Annotated in this window: 18 protein-coding genes and 1 other annotated feature; of the genes, 2 read left to right on the forward strand and 16 right to left on the reverse strand. The window is 31.5% G+C overall.

Going from position 1 to position 21297, the window contains the following annotated elements:
- Window positions 1-38: 38 nt before the first annotated feature.
- The 3 genes from ftsX to RCG18_RS23630 are packed head-to-tail and all read right to left on the reverse strand — an operon-like array spanning window position 39 to window position 3693.
- Window positions 39-929 (reverse strand): permease-like cell division protein FtsX, encoded by an 891-nt coding sequence (gene ftsX / locus RCG18_RS23620; RefSeq protein ID WP_308038436.1) that lies wholly within the window; start codon window positions 927-929, stop codon window positions 39-41.
- Window positions 930-2933, reverse strand: coding sequence for an FtsX-like permease family protein (locus tag RCG18_RS23625; RefSeq protein WP_308038437.1), 2004 nt, complete (start codon window positions 2931-2933; stop codon window positions 930-932). It lies immediately after the preceding gene.
- Window positions 2923-3693, reverse strand: a complete 771-nt coding sequence (locus tag RCG18_RS23630; protein ID WP_308038438.1) for an ABC transporter ATP-binding protein — start codon at window positions 3691-3693, stop codon at window positions 2923-2925. The genes RCG18_RS23625 and RCG18_RS23630 overlap by 11 nt, the downstream gene beginning before the upstream one ends.
- 316 nt (window positions 3694-4009) lie before the next feature.
- On the opposite strand from RCG18_RS23630, the gene RCG18_RS23635 reads away from it, so the two are divergent.
- Both RCG18_RS23635 and RCG18_RS23640 read left to right on the forward strand, forming a co-directional pair.
- Complete coding sequence (locus tag RCG18_RS23635; RefSeq protein WP_308038439.1) at window positions 4010-4327, forward strand: hypothetical protein; 318 nt, start codon at window positions 4010-4012, stop codon at window positions 4325-4327.
- Window positions 4328-4674: 347 nt separating this feature from the next.
- Complete coding sequence (locus RCG18_RS23640) at window positions 4675-5136, forward strand: GNAT family N-acetyltransferase (protein ID WP_308038440.1); 462 nt, start codon at window positions 4675-4677, stop codon at window positions 5134-5136.
- Between the two features lie 70 nt (window positions 5137-5206).
- Here RCG18_RS23640 and RCG18_RS23645 read toward each other — a convergent pair whose 3' ends face one another.
- From RCG18_RS23645 to RCG18_RS23705, 13 genes are all read right to left on the reverse strand, one after another.
- Window positions 5207-6079 carry a sulfite exporter TauE/SafE family protein gene (locus RCG18_RS23645; protein WP_308038441.1) on the reverse strand — a complete coding sequence of 291 codons (873 nt, stop codon included), beginning with the start codon at window positions 6077-6079 and terminating at the stop codon, window positions 5207-5209.
- A 299-nt stretch (window positions 6080-6378) separates the two neighbouring features.
- Window positions 6379-7389, reverse strand: coding sequence for a sensor histidine kinase (locus RCG18_RS23650; protein WP_308038442.1), 1011 nt, complete (start codon window positions 7387-7389; stop codon window positions 6379-6381).
- Window positions 7386-8054, reverse strand: coding sequence for a response regulator transcription factor (locus RCG18_RS23655; RefSeq protein WP_308038443.1), 669 nt, complete (start codon window positions 8052-8054; stop codon window positions 7386-7388). Before RCG18_RS23655 ends, RCG18_RS23650 begins: the two co-directional genes overlap by 4 nt.
- 245 nt (window positions 8055-8299) lie before the next feature.
- Entirely contained in the window at window positions 8300-9832 is a 1533-nt protein-coding gene (locus RCG18_RS23660; RefSeq protein ID WP_308038444.1) for an ATP-binding protein, read from the reverse strand.
- Window positions 9829-10512 carry a response regulator transcription factor gene (locus RCG18_RS23665; protein WP_308038445.1) on the reverse strand — a complete coding sequence of 228 codons (684 nt, stop codon included), beginning with the start codon at window positions 10510-10512 and terminating at the stop codon, window positions 9829-9831. The genes RCG18_RS23660 and RCG18_RS23665 overlap by 4 nt, the downstream gene beginning before the upstream one ends.
- Window positions 10513-11019: 507 nt before the next feature.
- Window positions 11020-11982, reverse strand: a complete 963-nt coding sequence (locus tag RCG18_RS23670) for a D-2-hydroxyacid dehydrogenase (RefSeq protein ID WP_308038446.1) — start codon at window positions 11980-11982, stop codon at window positions 11020-11022.
- A 199-nt stretch (window positions 11983-12181) separates the two neighbouring features.
- Window positions 12182-13021 carry an AraC family transcriptional regulator gene (locus RCG18_RS23675; RefSeq protein WP_308038447.1) on the reverse strand — a complete coding sequence of 280 codons (840 nt, stop codon included), beginning with the start codon at window positions 13019-13021 and terminating at the stop codon, window positions 12182-12184.
- A gap of 499 nt (window positions 13022-13520) precedes the next feature.
- Window positions 13521-15182, reverse strand: a complete 1662-nt coding sequence (gltX, locus tag RCG18_RS23680; protein ID WP_308038448.1) for a glutamate--tRNA ligase — start codon at window positions 15180-15182, stop codon at window positions 13521-13523.
- Between the two features lie 50 nt (window positions 15183-15232).
- Window positions 15233-15451 (reverse strand) — a binding site (T-box leader).
- Window positions 15452-15641: 190 nt separating this feature from the next.
- Window positions 15642-15983 (reverse strand): hydrogenase maturation nickel metallochaperone HypA, encoded by a 342-nt coding sequence (locus tag RCG18_RS23685; RefSeq protein WP_308038449.1) that lies wholly within the window; start codon window positions 15981-15983, stop codon window positions 15642-15644.
- A gap of 81 nt (window positions 15984-16064) precedes the next feature.
- Window positions 16065-18767 (reverse strand): FAD-dependent oxidoreductase, encoded by a 2703-nt coding sequence (locus RCG18_RS23690; RefSeq protein WP_308038450.1) that lies wholly within the window; start codon window positions 18765-18767, stop codon window positions 16065-16067.
- A 35-nt stretch (window positions 18768-18802) separates the two neighbouring features.
- Window positions 18803-19474, reverse strand: a complete 672-nt coding sequence (hypB, locus tag RCG18_RS23695) for a hydrogenase nickel incorporation protein HypB (RefSeq protein WP_308038451.1) — start codon at window positions 19472-19474, stop codon at window positions 18803-18805.
- A 102-nt stretch (window positions 19475-19576) separates the two neighbouring features.
- Window positions 19577-20593 carry a DUF5692 family protein gene (locus RCG18_RS23700; RefSeq protein ID WP_308038452.1) on the reverse strand — a complete coding sequence of 339 codons (1017 nt, stop codon included), beginning with the start codon at window positions 20591-20593 and terminating at the stop codon, window positions 19577-19579.
- A gap of 125 nt (window positions 20594-20718) precedes the next feature.
- Window positions 20719-21294 (reverse strand): TetR-like C-terminal domain-containing protein, encoded by a 576-nt coding sequence (locus tag RCG18_RS23705; protein WP_308038453.1) that lies wholly within the window; start codon window positions 21292-21294, stop codon window positions 20719-20721.
- Between the last annotated feature and the right edge of the window lie 3 nt (window positions 21295-21297).

A 21297-nucleotide genomic window follows, 5' to 3' on the forward strand; every position in this document is an offset into this window, starting at 1 on the left:
TATAAATGTTAGTTTGATCAAATTTAATATGCCTTCTTTTAAACTACTAAGAACTTTTTTATAACCAAAACACTTCCTGCAGCACATAGAATTACTCCGATAAGCATAAAGCTCCATAACATAGTTGTTATTATAAAAGACGGATCTACAACACTAATGAACATTGTTGCCAAATAAGGAGCTACTTGTCTATATATAAAACTATATAAGAAGTAAATTGCTATTACTGCGGACACTGCTCCTAAAATTCCAACTATCATTCCCTCAAAAATAAATGGCCATCTAATAAACCCATCTGTTGCACCAACATATTGCATTATACTAATTTCATTACGTCTTGGATATATAGCAAGTTTTATTGTATTTTTGATTAAAAAAAATGATACTACCACAAGTATAAGGAAAATTATCGCTCCGCCCCATTGAATTACTCTAGTAAGTACTAAAATTCTTCTTGGGATACTTTGTCCACCGTTAATTTCATTTATACCTTGTAATCCATTAATTTGGGAAATTATTTTAGGTATATCATCTGGTACATTCACTTTAATTGTATATGATGCTGATTGGGAAGTATCATTTTCAAAATCAGCTAATAAGTCTTTGTTTCTATTATCTAATTTCTTTTTCATATTTACTGAAGCTTGTTTTTTGCTTTCAAAATTAATATCAGTTACACCCTTTGTCGCTTTTATTTTATTATATATATTTTGCTGGTCTGCAATCTTTATATCATCCTTTAGAGTCACCCATACTTCAAATTGGGAGTAAATACTGATAATCCCCATTTTAACATTCAATATGAACAACAAAAACATACCTAAAACAAATAATGTTGATATTACTGTAGCAATAGAATCAAGACTAGCAGCAGCATTTCTTCTAAGACTTTTTAAAGCATCTTTTAAAATAGATTTTTTTATGATCAATTATTTCACCATCTTCCTAGCTCCAATATAAGTAATCCAGAAATATCCTCCATAGATTATGATGAAAATAAATGTGGTTATTAAAATCTGTACTGTAACGTTAACAGCTCCAAAATAATTTACTATTACTTTAGCTATCATTAATCCAACAATAGAATGAATTAGTGCTAGAAATAACGGCACTACAAAATAAATTGCTGTTTGCATAAATATTGTTTTATTCAGCATATCCTCATCTACACCCATCTTTTTAAGAAGCTTGTATCTTTCAATGTTATCTGCTGAATGAGATAACTGTTGAAGAGACAATATTACTGCTGATATTATTAAAAAAATTAATCCTATATAAAGAGCTAAATAAGAAACCATTCCTGCCATTCCAAAAACATTTGCTTCTATTTTCTTCCTGGTATTACATATGCAGGTTATTTCATCTTTTTTATTATCATCTAGTGCCTTTACAACTTTTAAAAATTCCTTCTCCGTCTTAGCTTTGTCTCCATTAAAATTAAGATTTAAGTAGCCCAAACCTGACGTTAACCCATAGGATAGCTCATCTCTTACTATAAAGGTGCAAAAATTTTTTTTATCAGGAAGATAATCTATAGTAAGATACATAAAAGGTTTCTTTGAAGGTATTAATTCTTGTCCACCCACTTTAATTTTTGTTTTTTTATCCATTGCCTTTTGAATAGAAGGTAATAGTTCCTTTATATCTCCAAAGGCTGCATATTCTCCCTTATTTAAAGTTATACCTTCCTTTTTATAGAATTTCATAAGACTATTAAAATCAGAAAGCTTCATTATTTTTATTACACTATCTCTTGCAACCTCCACATTTGAGTTGTTTTTCTCTCCTTCCTCCTTACCAAGATAAGTTTTAATACCTAAATTCTCTGCTTGATTTTTGTTATAATAATCATAATAAGTGACATAATCTTCTGTATAATAACTTAAATTTATGTTTTTATTTAAAAACTCATTTATTGGCAATTTACCAATATAAAATATAGCAGCATCATAGGGTGGCAAATCATCTATATTTTTATTTAAAGTTTTACTAATGCTAAACCCACCAGCAAGCATACATATTGATATAAATATCATTAAACATACAAAAGACATAGATACAAAGGTAGTGTTTATCCTGCTGTTTATCTGCCTTAATATAAACATATTTAATTCTTTTAAATATACTCTTTTACTATTTTGAACTAACCTTAACAAAAATCCAGATAAAGAGAAGAAAAATAAGAAGGTTCCAATTACGGCCAAAGTTATAGGTATAACAATGGTTTTATCTGCAAATATTATTCTTAAACTGCTGCTTAAGATTATAAAGTAAGCAGCTGCTATTAAAATAATGCTTATAATAAATATTATCATTGAAGTTTTTAAGCTCTTTACTTTTACCTTTTCATTTTTTCTTCCATCTGTTAACAAGTCAATAAGCTCCAGCCTTGTTATTGATATAGTATTAAATAAAAATACAATCAGATATATCACTACAAAGTAAACTATAGTTTTTACAAATGCTCTATTTGAAAATGTAAATCTAAAGCTTGTAAGCTCCACATGAAATAGCTTTGCTGTAAAAATGGACATCCCTTGAGATAAAAATACTCCTAGAAGTAACCCTAATCCTAAAGAAAATATTCCAATTAAAATAGTTTCAGTTAGTAATATATTTGATATTTCTTTATTTTCCATGCCTAAGGTTAAATATATACCAAATTCTTTTTTTCTCCGTTTTATAATATAGCTGTTAGCGTATATTATTAGAAATCCAAGTATGCATGATATAAATATAGATATTACAGCCATTAGCTCATCTATTTTCTGGAAGTTGCGAGCTTCATATTCACTAAGCTTCATCATAATCTTTTGGGAGCCAATAGAATTAAAGGCATAAAAAATACATACTCCAAATACTAAAGTTAAAAAGTATATGGTATAGTCTTTTAAACTTCTTTCCATATTTCTTTTGGCAAGCTTAATATACATTTCTTTGGTCACCTCCAAGAAGAGATACAACTTCTATAATTCTATTAAAAAATTCTCCTCTGGAATCCTCTCCTCTTATGATTTCATTAAATATCTTACCGTCCTTAATGAATAGTATTCTTTTTGCATAACTAGCTGTAAAAGGGTCATGTGTTACCATTATTATTGTAGAGTTCCTGCTTCTATTTAGACTTTCTAAACTTTCAAGAAGGATTTTAGCAGACTTAGAATCCAAAGCTCCTGTTGGCTCATCTGCTAGTATTAAAGAAGGATTTGTTATAATTGCTCTAGCTGCTGCTATCCTCTGCTTTTCTCCTCCAGATAGTTCATAGGGATACTTGTTTAAAATAGCTGTTATATTAAGTGTTTCAGCAACTTCCTTTACTCTCTTATCAATATTTTCACTATCTATTTTCATTATACTAAGTGCTAAAGCTATGTTTTCATATGCTGTTAAGGTATCTAAGATATTGAAATCTTGAAATATAAAACCTAGTTCTTCCCTTCTAAATTTAGCTACTTCCTTTTTATTTAGTTCAGTGACGTCCTTATCACCTATATAAATATGTCCACTAGTTACCTTATCTATTGTTGAAATGCAATTCAATAGTGTTGTTTTACCGCTGCCGGAAGCCCCCATGATTCCTATGAACTCTCTCTCATCAACCTGAAAGCTTATGTTATTAATTGCTTTCGTTACAACACCACTGCTGCCATAATATTTTTCTATGTTTTGAACTTTTAATACTGTCTTACTCACAATTGCCTCCTCAGAACCATATTTTCTAGAAACTTAGATACCTTACATGTATATATTAGTATTTTTTATGGATTTAAACCATAGGGTAACATAACAGAAAACTAACATTTTTGTCACTTAAGCAGCGAACCCAAATCTACGATTTGGTGTGAGTCGCTTACTCCTTCGACGGTAGGAGAAGGAGTTTCATATAAAATATATGGGTATTAGACTGATAGTCATCAGATGAAAAAAAACAAATTTAAATAGAAAACTTGGCTAATATTAAAACGAAACTATATAATAGATTGTCTAATGAGTGTAAAAGTTATTACCGGTGATAACAGAATACTTTGTTTGGAGGATTAATATTATAGACATTGATGAATTAGCTAACAAGGCAAGAAATGGAGATGCAAATGCTAAATTTTCACTTCCAGAAAATATGAGTATAACTAACATGTACTTGGAAGATGAAAAAGGCAATAAGTATAATCGGAGAGGTGGAACGAGTTACTCTACTGATAATTTCTATGTATCATGTCCAGATTTTGAAAGCCCTTACTTTGATAAAATAGAGAAGCTATATTTGGTATTTGATACTACGGAAAATGGCAAGAATAAAAGCTTTAAGATAGAACTAAAAAAGCAGTAACTCATAGATTAAAAGGGTAATTCTTAGATTCACATAGAATTACCCTTCTATTCGCATAAAATTATTATTTACAAATAATAAAAACCAATGTATAATAAAGGATTAACAAATTTTCAATTTCTTCCTTTTGATACAATAATTATATTTTACATTAAAAATCATTGATGTGCAAGAAAATGTGATTAAATATAGGTGTGTGTTCATGTATATATGATAACCCTATAGCTTTGAATTAGGATGAAGTTAATTGTATTATACGGAATTTAGTAGTATTGTTAAAAGGTGATATAATATTTTTCGTAAAGACGTCTTTATACTATTTTAAACAGTTATAGGAGTGAATTTTTATGAACATATTATTTAGAAAAGCAGATATTGAAGATGCACATAGATTATTAGAAGTACAAAAAATGAGTTTTTATGATGATTATATAGAGTATGGAGAGTGTCCTGGATATGAACATTCCATAGAGGAAATGGAAAATATAATAAAGACTGCAATAACATATAAAATAATTTATAATAATACGATAATAGGTGACATTGTTGTGAGAAAACGTGAAAACAACAATTATTATTTGGGTGGGATATGTGTTATTCCAGAATATCAAAATTGGGGTATCGGTAAAAAAGCAATAATATATATAGAACAAGATAACCCTGATGCTGAATCTTGGGAGTTGGTAACTCCTTTTGATAGATATAGAAATCATCATTTTTATCAAAAAATGGGCTATAAAAAGATTGGAGAATATAGACATTCTGATAAATTAGTACTCTTTAATTTTAAGAAAATAATGCAACATTAATTTTTTAAAATCTAAAAAGGCGCTGTTCATAGCGATTTAAAAAATCGCTAATGCAACAGCCCTATTAAAATTAATTTTTATTTTTCATTGCCGATCTAAACATTATGATGGATGTAAATATAATTACGAATACTACCACCCATTTTAACATGGTAAGCGGTAGTTCCTTAACAATATACGCAGCGATTAGAACGCCTATAATACCAAAAAGATTTGTAGCCAAAGATACCTTTCTGTGATAAGCACCTTCCTTAACAAACTTTATGGCCGCTACAGGCTCAAGGAATGCACAGGAACCCATCATTATAGGAAAAGCTACCTTAGGGGACATTCCCAATGCAAAAACCAAAGCCATGCATGGTGCATAATTTCCTATTCCTATGCACATTAAAGCTCCCAGGATAAAGTTACCTATCAGACCTATTACAAGCTTAACTCCTGTAAGTGCTGTTGACGTTCCTCCTATAGGCATTATATTTAGTAATCCTGACAACATTACAAATGCAACAACTAGAAGGGCTATTCCCATTCCAATCTGAACCTTTTTTTTCGGTAGCTTGGCCACTATTCCCGCCCCGAAGTAGGAGCCTGCAGTAGCTGCTATGATCATTGTAATCAATGTAGTTATATCAACTTTAATAACAGTCATGAATATAAGCGCTTCTGTTACCACAGGAATGCAGTTGGCAACATTCAAGGTGCCTGGAATTATTCTGTCATCCACAAGCTTTAAAAATTTATAAACTGCAGTGGTAGGGGCAAAGCTTCCTATTCCCAAAGTATCAAAGAAATTTGCTATCAGACCTACTATTCCATAAACTAACAAGTTACCGCCTTCCTCAAGTCTTCCTTCTTTTTTTGTTTTCATGTAATCCTGAAAAAAAATAAATGCAAAAACTAAAGTAAAAGCCATAAGTATTCCTGAAACAATTTTAATGATCATGTTAATATCTCCTTTTAATTTGAATATAATAATACTTTATATTGTTATAATTATACAATATTTTAGGCAGATATTAAACAATTATTGTCAGGTTAATTCAGAAAAATGAAACCAAAATCAAAAATTTATTCATTTTTTTATTTTTAATTTCGGCAATATGCACCTTAATAGATTTTCCTGTGACGACTTTCAACGATATGATTCCAAAAAAATGAAATTAGTTAGAAACTGAGTTTTCAAGTTTTTAAAAGAGATAATCATACATTGTTATTAAATATTAAGAATAGGTTTAGGACTTTCTAAACTAAATGCATATTGTTTTTAGGGAATAGTATAGAAACGGTAGTCCCTATCCCCTCTTTAGAAGTTATGCTAATACCTAATCCCAAACTGTCACAAAGCTTTTTACTTAAATAAAGGCCAAATCCTGTGGATTCTCTAAGCTTTCTACCATTCTCGCCAGTGAAACCTTTGTTAAATATGTTTACTAGTGATTTTTCACTTATACCAATACCTGTATCACTTATATTTAAAATTACCTCTCCATTATTATTTTTACATTCAAATAGAATCTCACCCTCGGGTTTTTCTATATATTTAATAGAGTTGCTTACTATTTGATGTAAAATAAATTCAATCCACTTTTTATCGCAAAAAACAAATTCCTCGCATTCTATAATCTTCACCTTTATATGTCTATCAATAAGAGTATTAGAATTTCTAATAACTACATTATTAATACTTTCCTTGAGGTTTAGTCTTTTAATTATATAATCCCTGTCCACCTGGCTGCTTTTACTATAAAAAAGGGACTGATCTATATAGTTTTCCACTTTCTCTATTTCATTTAGAATATTAGAAGTTATACTAGATTTATTGTTATCAATGATCAATTTAATGGCTGATATAGGTGTCTTTATTTCATGTATCCACATTTCTATGTATTCTTTATATTCTTGTTTATCATTGATAAACTTCCCTATCTCATCATTCATAGCCTTATCAGTTTGAGTTATAATATTATGCAAAATTTTACTTTCTAAAAAATCTCCTTCGCAGATAAGCTCAGAAATCAGATATTTTTTATCTAATGAATCTAAATTTTCATATACTTTTTTATAATATTTACTTTTAGCAAGGTAATCATAAAAGTAAAAACCTATAAATGCTGCAAAGTTTAAAATAACTATAAAAATAATAGCATGCAAATCAACACTTAGAGTTTTTAAAATCATGGATGTGAATATTAATACAAGAACCTCAATTGCAATAAAAATAGACTTTTCCTTAAGATACTCTCCTATTCTCATGCTAAAATATACCCTTGTCCTCGCTTAGTTTGAATGTAGCCCACTGCACCAAGATCCTCCAGTTTTTTTCTAAGTCTATTCACATTAACAGTAAGTGTGTTGTCATCAACAAACTCTGCTTCTTGCCATAAACATTTCATAATTTCATCCCTGGAAACAATTTTTCCATTATTACTTATGAGAATATGCAGAATTTTACTTTCATTTTTGGTAAGCTCTATTTTATTGTTATTAAACGCAACCTCACTAGCAGCAATATTATAAATAATTCCTTCATATCTTAGAGAATTAACTTGTTCATTTCCATAGGTCCTCTTTAATACAGCAGAAATTCTAGCTAATAAAATTTGTAGGTTATAAGGTTTAGTTATAAAGTCATCCGCACCTAAATTTATGCTCATAAGTTCATCTAATTCATCATCTCTACTAGTAACTACTATAATTGGTACCTCTGAAACCTTCCTAATTTCTCTACATACATAATGACCATCAAAGTATGGTAAATTAATATCTAATAAAATAATAGATGGATTTTCCTTTATAGCTTCTTCTACTATATTTTTAAAATTTGTTGAGAAACAACTATTGTAACCATATCTATTAAGAAAAGTACAAAGTTCATCTCTTATTCTAGAATCGTCTTCTATAATAAATACCTTTTCCATAATACACCTCATCTGCAAATTAATATTGTCTAAAGTCGATATACTCTTCCTACTTACCATTTTATTTAAAACCTTACAATATTCTCTTATAGTATATCACTCATAGCAAGCTTTTTTAAATATTGAACTACATTTTTATCCGCAATATTAATAATCGCTCTCAAAACCCACTTGCTTAAGTCTTTGGTAAATAAGTATGTTTCTTAATTATATTAATTTATAGAGAAAGCACGAGGTTACTTGTACTATCTTTTAGGAAGTAGTATATTAAATTTTATAGTATTCCCTTCACATTCAGCCCATAACTTTCCATTATGAAGTTCTACAAGCTTTTTAGCAATTGCAAGACCTAATCCGGACCCCTCCTTCTCTGAGCTTCTAGATTTATCAAGCCTATACATTTTTTCAAAAATCAAATCCAACTCTTCTTTTTTTATGTGTTCACCAATATTTTCAAAAGAGATTAATACATCCTTACTGTTTTCCCTTATATAAACTTTGAAGTTGGTATTTGGAAAGCTATATTTTTGGGCATTTTTAACAACATTTTCTATTACTCTAACCATTTTTTCAATATCAATCTCGCAATATATCTCATTTGATTCACTTTCAAATTCAATATTTATATCCTTTTCTTTAAAGAATAACGTCTCTTCTCCAAGAATTTGATTTACCAATATTGCTATATTAAACTTTACCTTTTCTAAGGAAACATAATCATTTGCAATTTTAGTATATTCAAAAAGCTCCTCAATTAACTTTTTTAAAGCTATAGATTTTCCATAGGCTACATCTACATACTCACTTCTTTTTTCATCACTTTGAACCTTTTCATTCTTTAACAGCTCTAAGTATCCTATTATGGAGGTTAATGGCGTCTTTAAATCATGTGAAACAGAAACTATAAGGTTATTTTTCTCCTTCTCAATTTTCTTCTCTCTCTCATAATTATCCTTCAGCCTTTTAGACATTATATTTATACTATTTGCAAGCTCTGCAAACTCATCATTACCATTAATATCAATTTCGTCTGCATACTGAATTTCTGATATTCTCCTTAGTTTTAAGATCATGTAATTTAAATACTCTACCCACTTATTCACAGAAGCTAATATAATTAGAATAAAAGCTACGATTACTACAACAATAAAACCTAGAGAAATAGTATTATATATTCTAACAAATTTTTTAGGATTAATATTACCATAATTCAATAGATAGCTCTCCATAAATTTGCTTACAGTATAAAGAAGTAACATGCTTGCAATAAAAGTTATCCCTATTATAAAAATAAGCTTTAAACCAACTTTACTTATAAATAGTGCTTTATTTTTTATGATCTTAATTAAGATATAAAATAAAATTACAGCAATTATTACAAATACTAATAACAAGATTATAGTATATTGGTTAATTTCTATTAAATTATAATTTATATAAGCCAATTCTCGATATGCATTGCCTAAAAATACAATAATCGCACTTAATAAAAAGGGGATTCCTAATAAATAAAATAACTTAATATCTATTACTTTCATTAGTATATCAATTCTTTTTATCCTACAGAAATAAGAGTATATATAAATTATTACTATTGAAATCATAATAGGTACCAATAGTGCTTTAAGGTTTAAAAATCTTGCAGGATCTATTTTGACACTTCCAAGCACGCTTTCATATATATCTATGATTACAACTATCAGATTACTTATAGAAAAAATAATCAATTCAAGTTTTAATAATTTTAACAAAACATCGAATATTTTATTCTTGTTCATATTTTATATCCAACTCCCCAAACAGTTTTTATATATTGAGGAGACTTTGGATCAATTTCTATTTTTTGTCTTAAGTTTGTTATATGCACCACTACAGAGGTATCTGATACTGCAAAATTTTCCTTCCATACGGTTTCATAAAGCTTTTGAACAGAAAAGACTATTCCCTTATTTCTAGCTAAACACTCCAAAATATCAAATTCTTTTGAAGTCAGCTTAACATTCTCTCCTCTTACATTGACCTCATGAGTATCCGTATTGATAACTAAATCCTCTATTTCAATTATATTTCTACTAGTTGCTGTACTATTAAACTTTTTATATCTTCTCAACTGAGCCTTCACCCTAGCTAAAAGCTCCATAGAACCAAAAGGCTTTGAAATATAGTCATCTGCGCCAACGGCCAATCCCTGTATTTTATCAAGTTCCTCACCTTTAGCAGATAAGAATATTATTGGCATTACAAATTTTTCTCTAATTTTTATGCAGGTAGATACACCATCTAGCTTTGGCATCATTATATCTAATATTACTAAATCATAATTATACTGTTCTATTAGTTTTAGTGCTTCTTCGCCATTAGAAGCACTATCTACCTCATAGCCTTCATTTTTTAAATAGACCTCAATTAAATTTTTTATTGTTATATCATCATCAATAACTAATATTTTCTCTGTCATAATTTTTCTTCTCCCTTGATCTATAAAATTTATTCAAAATCCTTTAGGCTTCCATATTATAATACAATTATCAGTAGGACCCTATAATAGTTTCTACTTGTCTACTGATGCAATCAGAAAAATCACCATCACTACAGTGATTGAGTTCTTTCTTTCCATTAATTAAATCCTCTATTTAATTAAAAAGATCTGTAGATTCAGTATAGAATGTAATTACTAAGATTTTACTAAGGAAATTATTAAGAATTATTAATTTTATGCAATTGAAACTTGTTAAAAGCAAAAACCGTACCATTTCTGATACGGTCATATATATTCGTGGATTTTAACTGTGGAGACGAATCCTGAATAATGCAGTGTTTTAATAGATTATTTGATTTATAATTTTACTACCAGATAACTAAAAGATTATTCCGTTTCAGATATCTTTTTATAATGTCCACTTATTTTGCTATAAGGAATTAACACAATAAGTTAATCTGCTGACATGGCTAATTCTCAGGTCTTCTATTTGTTCTGTTCCCTGTAGCCAGTTTCAAAATCAACTATATTTTTTAATGGTTCCTGTTTCTTAAAATGTTCGAGATTTTCAATACTTATGTTAACAATTCTTCTCAAAGTTTCTGGAAGGTGAAAAAATCCTGATATATGCGGAGTAATAACAACTCCTGGTGCATCCCATAGTCTATGTTCAGAAGGTAATGGTTCTGGTTCTGTTACATCAAGGCCTGCTCCACTAATAATTCTATTTTCAAGGGCATCACACAAATCCTCAGTACATATGCAATTTCCTCTTCCTACATTAATAATAATCGCATCTTTCTTCATCAAGTTAAATTTATCCCTATTAAATAAATGGTGAGTATCCTTTGTTCCTGGAAGAGATAAAGCCACTATATCTGCTTTAGGTAAAAGAGCATCTAAGTCTTCCATTGTATATAATTCATCAATATATTCTGGCTTTTCTCCTTTAGTCCTTTTTATACCTATTGTATAACTTCCAAGTGCCTTCATTTTTCTGGCAAAATCTCCTCCAATATCACCAAGTCCCACAACTAGTGTAGTGCTTCCTTCTATTGAAGTAACATTTCCTTCATCCTTCCATATATGTTCCATCTGATTTCTATAGTATAGATTTAGCTTTTTCTTAATTTCAAGTACTAGCCCTAACATGTGTTCAGATATTGCAAGGCCATAGGCACCGGTGGCATTTGTAAGATATGCCCCTTCAGGAATTACACCAGCTTCACAGTATCCATCTGTACCTGCACTATTTAATTGCAGCCATTTAAGCTTTTTACTTCCCTTTATATATTGTGATGGAACATTCCCAATGATTATATCAGCACTTTTTACAAGTTCATCAGTAATTTCCTCAGTAGTTATAAAAATATACTCTGCATCTGGCATTTTTGACTGAAGTTTTTCTTTTTCTTCTTCATTTAATGGAATCACAACTAAAATTCTCATCTATTACCACTTCCTTTACTATATATTATACTATATAATTAATAATTTAATAAACTTTACTAAATCTCCTTCATGAACTCAATTTCTATGCTTGTGTTCTCAAGTGAGCTTTTTATCTTAATCAATACTTTTTAAACTTATAAATAATGCATGCTTCTTTCTCTTTTCTCTATTTTTTAATAACAGCAATCCAGATCTCTTAATGATTTTCCTGCATATAGCACTCAATAACTGGAAGATCATCTAACTCATATCCTGAATTAGGAAGCCATTCTCCGTAAAACTGTTTATAAACCCTCTGTGTTGCCTCTGGTAATTCTCCATTAGCTTCAAAAATTGCCCATGTTGCAGCAGGATAAGAAAATTCCTTCATTCCTTCAAGTACTGGAACATGTTTGCAATCTGGTACATCAACATGATTTGTTACTGCTACAATATATTCCATTTCCTCTGCTTCGCCCCATTGTCCACCTTGAGCAATTCCTAAAACTCCTGAAGGTCTATAGTCAGGAAATTTTTCAAAGAACATTTTCATAGTTCCATCCTTCCATGAGTTTTCCCAAATCTGCGGAATTACTTCAAATGCTGTTGATGTTTTTACTTTGTGTGATACTCCCATTACTCTAAATGCAGGCCATTGTTCAATTTGATAATTCATATGATTTTCTCCTTTTATTGTAATTTGAAAGGAGAGCTTAGGACAGGATTTCAATTGAACTGTTCCGTTCCTAACACTTGAAGGCAGTACTCCATGAAAATTTTTAAATGCCCTAGTAAATGAATCTTGAGATTCATATCCATACTTTAAAGAAATATCAATTATTCTTTCTGTACTATTTAATAAATCAAAGGCTGCCATGGTTAAACGTCTGCTTCTTATATATTCAGATAATGGCTTGTCTGCTATATATGAAAACATCCTTTGAAAATTATAAACAGAACATCCAGCAATTTTTGAAATAGCTTCATAGGATATTTCACCGGCAAGATTTTTCTCTATGTAGTTTATTGATTCATTCAATCTTTCAACCCAATCCAATCTTCTCACTCCCAATTCAATAATATCTTTTTTACAATGACCCTACTCGATATTTGATGCCGCATTTTGTAGCTTCATTCTTATTAATTTATTTTAACTTGCTATTCTGCATTATATATATTTTATACCAATTAAATAAAACTTACCACATTAAACCTTACATGGTAAGTTAATCAATTTAATTTCCTCATCCAATTTTAGTAAACTTCGCATTTACCTATCGTATGTTCCACCATCCATAGATCTACCTTTTTTGTATTAATCCTTGTATTATTCTTCTACTAAATCACTATCTTTAAATTACTTTACAATGCTTTCAGTTATTCTATTTGCTTTTTCCTTATTATATTTTTGTTAGTATATAACAAAAATTATGCACTTGAATTATTACATCTATTACCATAATATTATAGTAGCTTCTAAAATAAAAATCAATTTTGAAAGGAAGTACGATTTACAAATGAAAATAAAAAAAGTTTTAAACTTGCCTTTTATATACTTATACTTCTAAAAACTTTTCAAATCTTTCCTTTACTTTGTCTTGACCTAATATATTCATAATAGTGTAAATATCAGGTGTATTGCTTCTATGTGATAAAGCTGCTCTTACTGCACCTGCAACATCTGAAATCATACCTTTATATTGGTCTGGATTTGCTTTATATTCTTTTCTATTTGCACAGTATCCTAACTCTAAACCAATTGCTTTTAAATTTTCAAACCATTCCTCTTGGCTAGTAGCATTAACATTGTATTTATTCATGTATACTTTTATTATTTCTTTTGCTGATTCTAATGTTAATGTCTTTGGTAATTCAACTTGTTCAGCAGTTTCTTTGTAGAATAATTCATCAAAGAAATAGAAGACTTTTTCTTTTACTTCATCCCACTTAGCATAGTCTTTTCTTGGTTTTGAACCCTCTTTATCTATATTAAATATTTCTTTAGACATTTTTTCATTAGCTGTAACTAATTCATACATTTCTGTATCGAACCCTTTTACCCAAGCTACATAGTTAACGTAAACTACATCTGCTTTCATTTTGCAAATAACATTTTTACTTACATCATTTAATTTTACTATATCAAATAAAGCTCCTGATTTGCTCATTTTGTCTAAGTCTACTTGGAACTCATGATAATCAGCTGTAGGATTTTCTTCTCTCCACTCTTCAAAATTTGAGTTTATGATATTTAATAAATATTCGATAACTGAAATCGTTGGATATCCAACTTCATTATAATAAGAAACAGCAGCTTCAGCATCTTTTCTCTTTGATAATTTTCTCTTTGAACCATTATCATTTTTCATTATTGTTGGGATATGAGCATATTGTGGTCTTTCAAAACCTAATATACCAAACAATTGAACGTGTATAGGTAATGATGATAACCACTCTTCTCCTCTTATAACATGAGTAGTTCTCATTAAAGCATCGTCTACAGCATGTGCAAAATGGTATGTTGGTAATCCATCACCCTTGATTATAACGATATCTTGATTATTTTCTGGGAATGATATATCTCCTTTTATTAAATCATGGAACTCAACCCTAGTTTCTATGTTTCCTGGTGATTTTAATCTTAATATGTACTCTTCGCCTGCTTCTATTTTAGCTATAGCTTCTTCTGGAGTTAAATTTCTACACTTAGCATATTCTCCATAATATCCTGGTGTTATTTTTTCAGCTATTTGCTTTTCTCTTAAAGCTGTTAATTCCTCAGGAGTACAGAAACATGGATAAACCAATTCCTTAGCAACCAAATCCTTAGCAAAAGTCTTATATATTTCTGCTCTTTCACTTTGTCTATATGGACCATATTCACCCCTAGAAGTTTCTTGTCCTGTCATACCTTCATTAAAATCCATTCCAAAGTTATGCATTGTTTTAATTGTATCTTCAATTGCACCTTCAACTTCTCTTTTTTGATCTGTATCCTCTATTCTTAAATAGAAAATACCTTCACTTTGATTTGCTAATCTTTCATTTACTAAAGCTGCAAATACTCCTCCGATATGTTGAAACCCTGTTGGTGATGGCGCATATCTAGTAACCTTTGCACCTTCTTTTAAATTTCTTTTTGGATATTTTTTAATATAATATTCTGGTTTCTTATCAACATTAAGAAATATTATATTATCTAATTTTCCCAAACCCATTCTTCTACCTCCTAAAAGCTGTATAAATATAAAAAACTTTCATCCTAAAATCATAGGACGAAAGTTAATTCCGCGTTACCACCTAAATTGATTAAGTAAACTTAATCCACTCATTATCTCTATATGGGGAGAATACCCTAAACCTACTACACAATAAAGTTTTCAGTTTACGCTCCAGAGCTTCTTTCTATAGAATCAAATTAGGCTTCCACCATCCCTAACTCGCTTTAAATCAATCTCTATATACTCTTCTCTTTCAACGCAATTATTAACATTAGTCTTTACAAAATATAGTACTATTATACATATACCACTGATTATTGTAAATAGTATACTTCCTTTATATTTATAAATGCTTATTTAAATAATGATTTCATTTACTTATTGTAGTCGAGTATGGAACGCCCTCTCGAAATTTCCCCTGCACCAGTTCACTGTATCTAACCTAATGACATCTTTTTAACACGCAATGATTTCCTTAATCATAAATTCTTTTCCACATAATAACTCCCAGTGTCTATTTCCGCAGTTTGGGCATGTGTTATTATTCGCAATGAGATTAAAAACTTTATTACACTTTCCGCAAATAGCATTGCCTGGTAATATCTCAATTTTTAATTTCGTATCCTTCAGCAATGTACCATCCACTGCAGCTGGATAACAGGCTTCAATATATCTTGGAATTATCGATGAAAGCTCACCAATTTGGAGAACCAATGTATCAATTTTTGTTAATGAATTTTTTCTTGAGAAATTTTCGACAGTTTCAATGACTTCAATCAAAACTCCCAATTCATGCAAATGAACTCACCTCTCTTGACAAAGTATAAAGAACGGGAGAACTGTCGCTCTCTCGTCTTTTACTTCGTATAATTATATTAATTATTCTGTCTTGCCTTTTTCTCCGAAGAAAACTGATTTCAAGGATTTTTTTACCTTTTTGACTACAATTCTTCCTTTCCGTTTGATGGCATATTTTATAATAGTGGATTTCATTTCTTTCAACTCTACTCCAGCACTATCATATTTCCTTACCAATGAAATCGCGTCAAATTTACACTTAGTAGTACAAACTCCACATCCTACACATTGATAATCATCCACAACCACAGCTCCACAACCAAGGCAGCGCCCTGTTTCCTTCTTTACTTGTTCTTCTGTAAATGTAGTACGCAAATCCTTAAAGCTTTGTTTTGATTTGTTGTTTCCATCTACATGAGGTGCTCTTTGTCTAGGTAGGCGGTCATAGCCGTCAAGGTTTAAGTTTTTCTTATCAAGAGGATGGTATTCTCTCTCACGACTTATTGTCAAATTATCTCCATGTACATAACGATGAATTGAAATCGCGCCTTGCTTACCTAAAGCAATGGCATCAATAGCAAACTTAGGACCTGTTACCACATCTCCGCCAGCAAATACATCTAACTCTTCTGTTTTGAAAGTAAGAGGATCAGCTTTTACTGTCTTATTTGGATTTAATTCTATTTTAGAGTCTTTTAATAATCCACCCATATCGATTCCCTGACCTACTGAAATCAGGACATTGTTTGCCTTAACGATCTTAGTTTCATTTTCATCGAATCCAGGATTAAACTTTCCATTTTCATCGAAGACAGAAAGGCATTTTTTAAATTCTACACCTACAACACGTCCATTTTCTTGAAGTATTCGCTTTGGCCCCCAGGAATTGTTGATGGTAATACCCTCTAGCAGTGCTTCATCAATTTCTTCCTCAAGGGCAGGCATTTCTTCCCGGTTTTCCAAACAATACATATCTATTTGTAAATCACCAATTCTCTCAGCAGTCCTGGCAACGTCAATAGCAACATTTCCTCCACCAATGACGATAACTTCTCCCTCTATTTTTAAATCCTCACCTAGGTTTACTTTACGTAAGAAGTCTACACCAGTCATTACGCCTTTGGCTTCTTCACTCTCTAATCCCAGTTTTTTGCCAGATTGAGCACCAATTGCTATATAAAATGCTTTGTAGCCAAGTCTTCTGAGTTCATGAAGGGTAACATCCTTGCCAATCTCAACACCTGTTTTAAATTCCACTCCTAATTCTTTTAAAACTTCAATTTCGGAATTTATTATTTCTTTTCCTAATCTAAAGGATGGAATTCCAAGTGTTAACATACCACCAAGCACCTTCTGCTTTTCAAACACTGTTACTTGGTATCCATCAACAGCTAGGAAATAAGCACAAGAAAGTCCCGCAGGTCCTGCACCCACTACAGCAATTTTTTCTGGCCTTTGCGCTTTCTTTTCAGGTACAAAGCGTTGATCAGAATTTAAATCCTGGTCTGCAATAAATTTTTTGATATCATCAACGGCAATCGGCTCATCCACACTTGATCTTGTGCAAGCAGATTCACAATTTCTTGGACAAATACGTCCGCAGATTGCTGGGAATGGATTTTCTTTCTTAATAAGCTCTAGTGCTTCACTATACCTTCCTTGAGCTGCCATCTTAATATACCCTTGAACAGCTATGTGAGCTGGGCATTCAGATTTACAGGGACTTGTTCCGCTTTCAGCAACAACTTTTCTATGTCGATAATCAGGATTCCATTTGTCTGGTCCCCACTCCGTATCATATGGCGTTTCTCTTTCTTTCAAAGTGACAGGGTTTTTGTTGGTACATAAATTTTCGCCTAATGTTAATGCATTGACCTGGCAATTTTCCACACATTCTCCGCAAGCAACGCATTTATCCCGATCCACTTGTGCTACATAGTTTGACCGAACAAAATCAGGGCTTCTAAAAAGATTTGCATTTCTTAAGGCTAAGCAAGAACAACCACAGCAATTACAAATGGCGAGGGTTTTTCCCGGTCCGTTTGCATTCGGTATCTGATGTACCATACCTTCTTTTTCTGCTTGTTTAACAATGGCAAAGGCCTCTTTCCTGGTAATGCGTCTGCCTCTTCCTGTACGAATATAAAAATCAGCAGCGGGACCAAGCTGAATACACATCTCTTCAATTGTATGTCCACATCCTTCGCCCATGGTTCTTCTGACTACACGACATGCACAATCTGTAGCAGAGAAAGTGTCATGTTTATTTAGAAGGTCTGCAATTTCCTCATAAGAAGCCCTTCTGGTATCGCCCTCGATGGCACTTTGTATGGGAATAACTCGCATTATCCCTAGCCCTGGAGGAACATTTCCTGCCAACATCCCACCTACTTTTCTTGTATATTCTTCAAAGCACTCAGCAATTACTGGATACTTATTAACATTTTCCTTATTCACAACCATGTATTCCATGACACCAGGAACAAAGAGTTCAAGAAAATATTTGTTAACACCATTTTCTGGTTCTAATTTAATAACACCATCAACCGCCAATTGGAATAGAATCCGCTCTACTTCCTCCACAGGTTTACCACAGAGAGCAGCAACTTCTTCTACGCTTTTAGGTTTGCGAAACTCCAGGCAAAGTGCCACTTCTGCCATTTCATTCGTAACAACCGGCTCCATAATTCTATATTCTGGGTCTTTTGGCGTTACTTTTACTAACCCACCAGTAATCCCACCAGCAATCTTATTCGCCAGTTCGAGTACTTTTTGTTTTACCATATTTACTCCCCTCCAAATAAAGTTTAATTATGGTACTATTCTTCATTCCAATTTTTAACCTCCGTACGTATCCACTTAACCCATGCATCAATTCCTTCGCCAGTTTTAGCAGAGATTGGAATAACCTTAATATTAGGGTTTAATTTTTTTACACGTTCTTTAACCGCCTCAAAATCAAAATCAAAAGTACCTATTGCATCGATCTTGTTAATTAATAAAACATCAACAATAGAAAACATTAAAGGATATTTCAGAGGTTTATCATCTCCCTCTGGTATACTTAAAATCATGGCATTTTTTGATGCACCAGTGTCAAATTCCGCTGGACAAACCAAGTTTCCTACATTTTCTAAGATGACAAAATCAACACCTTCTGTTCCCAGTCCCAGTAGACCTTGTTTTGTCATATCTGCATCAAGATGACACATCCCACCTGTGTGCAATTGGATTACCTTAGCCCCGGTCTGAGCAACAATATGAGCATCGACATCTGAGTCGATATCCGCTTCTAAAACGCCAATATTCAGTTCATCTTTCAAAGCTTCAATAGTTCTTAAAACAGTTGTTGTTTTACCGGAACCTGGTGATGACATCAGATTCAATAAAAAGGTCTTATCTTTTTTTAATTCTCCCCTAAGCAAATCTGCTCGTCGATCATTATTCTCAAAAACACTTTGCTTAATCTCAAGAACTTTAAATGTATCCATATAATTCCCCTCCATTTGATCCTAAGTTTTATTTTTACTTGTATTTATTCTAAGGATAATAAACAAAAGCCAATTTCCCTAATTATGGCTATAAATTCTGATTTAATGATAAAAAACATTATCCTGTTGTAATGATCTTTGTTCTGCAAGTGCTTTGACTTCCTTATATCCTTTCAAATCTGTGTAAAGCTCGCTAAGATAAGGATTTCTCTTCGTTTTAACTACTTTGTAAATCATATAAACAAGTACTGCTATATTTGCAGCTAATGCTGCGAAACTAAATGCAAATAATGGCACCGTATTGTAGGATGACGAAACCGCAAAGGCACCCTTATCAATGAATGATGGGAATGTCTGTGCAAACATACACCATATGGCCAGAGTTTGTGCACGATGCTGCAGCCACGCTCCTTTTCCCACAGTAAATGCACAAAGGGTTGGAGCTAATAGTAAAGCAAAACCGCAATACCAAGCATGACCTGGCAGGCAATTATATGTGTAAGCAAAATTCCATAAATCATAAGCTATTATCCAAAACCACAGCATATCAGGCCACAGCATATCTTTGCTGCCATCTTTAGCAGTACATTTTTTTATGCAAATTCCAAACCATCCGGTTATAGTTATGATGTTTAGGATACCTGCTATACCATTCATGAAATTCCAGGGACCACCAAGCACATACATAGCTTCGTCTACTAAATTCCCTCCCGTTGGATATTGGATACCAACCTGGAAATCGCGAAGTACTGCCTCGATAATGTTGATAGTAAGGATAAGTGGTGGGAAACATAAAGCCCATTTTTTATCAGATAATCTCCATTCTTTACCTGTGAATTTATTTTTCCATTTAACATGTCTGATGCACCAAAAACCTATGCATCCAGCTGTAGAAGAATACACCTTTGCCAAATGGAACCAGTCTGTATAAGTTGTGTCACTTAATACCGTAAACCATAATATTGATAGTATTATCGGTAAAATAACAAAACAGAAAAAACCAACATATTTCCATCTGCGCGCTATTTCATTAAAGCCAAAGAGTGCAGCAAAAACAATTACCCAAACACCCCATACACTTAGTGCTGATGCGCCATTGGTGTAATTAAAAATAAACATGTCGTAACCTCCTTAATATAAACAGTTAGTGTTCTATTAAATTCATTTTACAATTTCTGTAAAACAATCTTCAATAGACAAAAAAGAAAGTGTCTATTTTGAACACCTTCTTCTTTCTGCGAAAATTATTTTTTTATTTCTTCTTTTACAAAGGCAGCCACAGAGCGAGGAATACTTCCTGTTATCATGATCAAAAGCTTTTTAAGTATAATTTCTGGTTCCTCTTTCATTCCTTCACTTACCCAGTCTATCATCAACCCATTAAACACATGTCTATAAAAATTAACGATGAACTTTTGATCTTTCTCCTTTAATTTTACTCCCATTTTTTCAACACACTCTTCAACCACATCGTCCAGCAACCTGTTGGAAAGATTTGTAAAGTAGGTATTGGCTTCAGTCCAATAAGAAGATTTATATACATGTAAAATCATTTTCGAATTTTTCTTCAGATAATTCATTGTAGCCAGGAACCCACCACCCCAGTTTTCAAAGGTTCTATTTTGCGCAATTTCTATTGATAATTCCTCAAAAAATATGAATTTAAAAACGTCCATAATATCAGTAAAGTGATTATAAAAAGTCTGCCTGTTTAGATCACAATGTTCGCAAATTCCCTTCACTGTAATTTTATCTATATATTTCTTGTTTAATAATTGTTTAAATGAGTCAATTATTGCAGATTTAGCATTCTGTCTCATAAT

It is taken from the genome of Clostridium sp. OS1-26 (assembly GCF_030915445.1).
Lineage (GTDB): Bacteria > Bacillota > Clostridia > Clostridiales > Clostridiaceae > Clostridium_AM.

Coding starts and splice junctions, on each gene's coding strand:
- RCG18_RS23625 (WP_308038437.1), bottom strand. CDS start 2,933: ATGTATATTAAGCTTGCCAAAAGAAATATGGAAAGAAGTTTAAAAGAC.
- RCG18_RS23640 (WP_308038440.1), top strand. CDS start 4,675: ATGAACATATTATTTAGAAAAGCAGATATTGAAGATGCACATAGATTA.
- RCG18_RS23645 (WP_308038441.1), bottom strand. CDS start 6,079: ATGATCATTAAAATTGTTTCAGGAATACTTATGGCTTTTACTTTAGTT.
- RCG18_RS23650 (WP_308038442.1), bottom strand. CDS start 7,389: ATGAGAATAGGAGAGTATCTTAAGGAAAAGTCTATTTTTATTGCAATT.
- RCG18_RS23655 (WP_308038443.1), bottom strand. CDS start 8,054: ATGGAAAAGGTATTTATTATAGAAGACGATTCTAGAATAAGAGATGAA.
- RCG18_RS23660 (WP_308038444.1), bottom strand. CDS start 9,832: ATGAACAAGAATAAAATATTCGATGTTTTGTTAAAATTATTAAAACTT.
- RCG18_RS23665 (WP_308038445.1), bottom strand. CDS start 10,512: ATGACAGAGAAAATATTAGTTATTGATGATGATATAACAATAAAAAAT.
- RCG18_RS23670 (WP_308038446.1), bottom strand. CDS start 11,982: ATGAGAATTTTAGTTGTGATTCCATTAAATGAAGAAGAAAAAGAAAAA.
- gltX (WP_308038448.1), bottom strand. CDS start 15,182: ATGGGTTTGGGAAAATTAGATAATATAATATTTCTTAATGTTGATAAG.
- RCG18_RS23690 (WP_308038450.1), bottom strand. CDS start 18,767: ATGGTAAAACAAAAAGTACTCGAACTGGCGAATAAGATTGCTGGTGGG.
- hypB (WP_308038451.1), bottom strand. CDS start 19,474: ATGGATACATTTAAAGTTCTTGAGATTAAGCAAAGTGTTTTTGAGAAT.
- RCG18_RS23700 (WP_308038452.1), bottom strand. CDS start 20,593: ATGTTTATTTTTAATTACACCAATGGCGCATCAGCACTAAGTGTATGG.
- RCG18_RS23705 (WP_308038453.1), bottom strand. CDS start 21,294: ATGAGACAGAATGCTAAATCTGCAATAATTGACTCATTTAAACAATTA.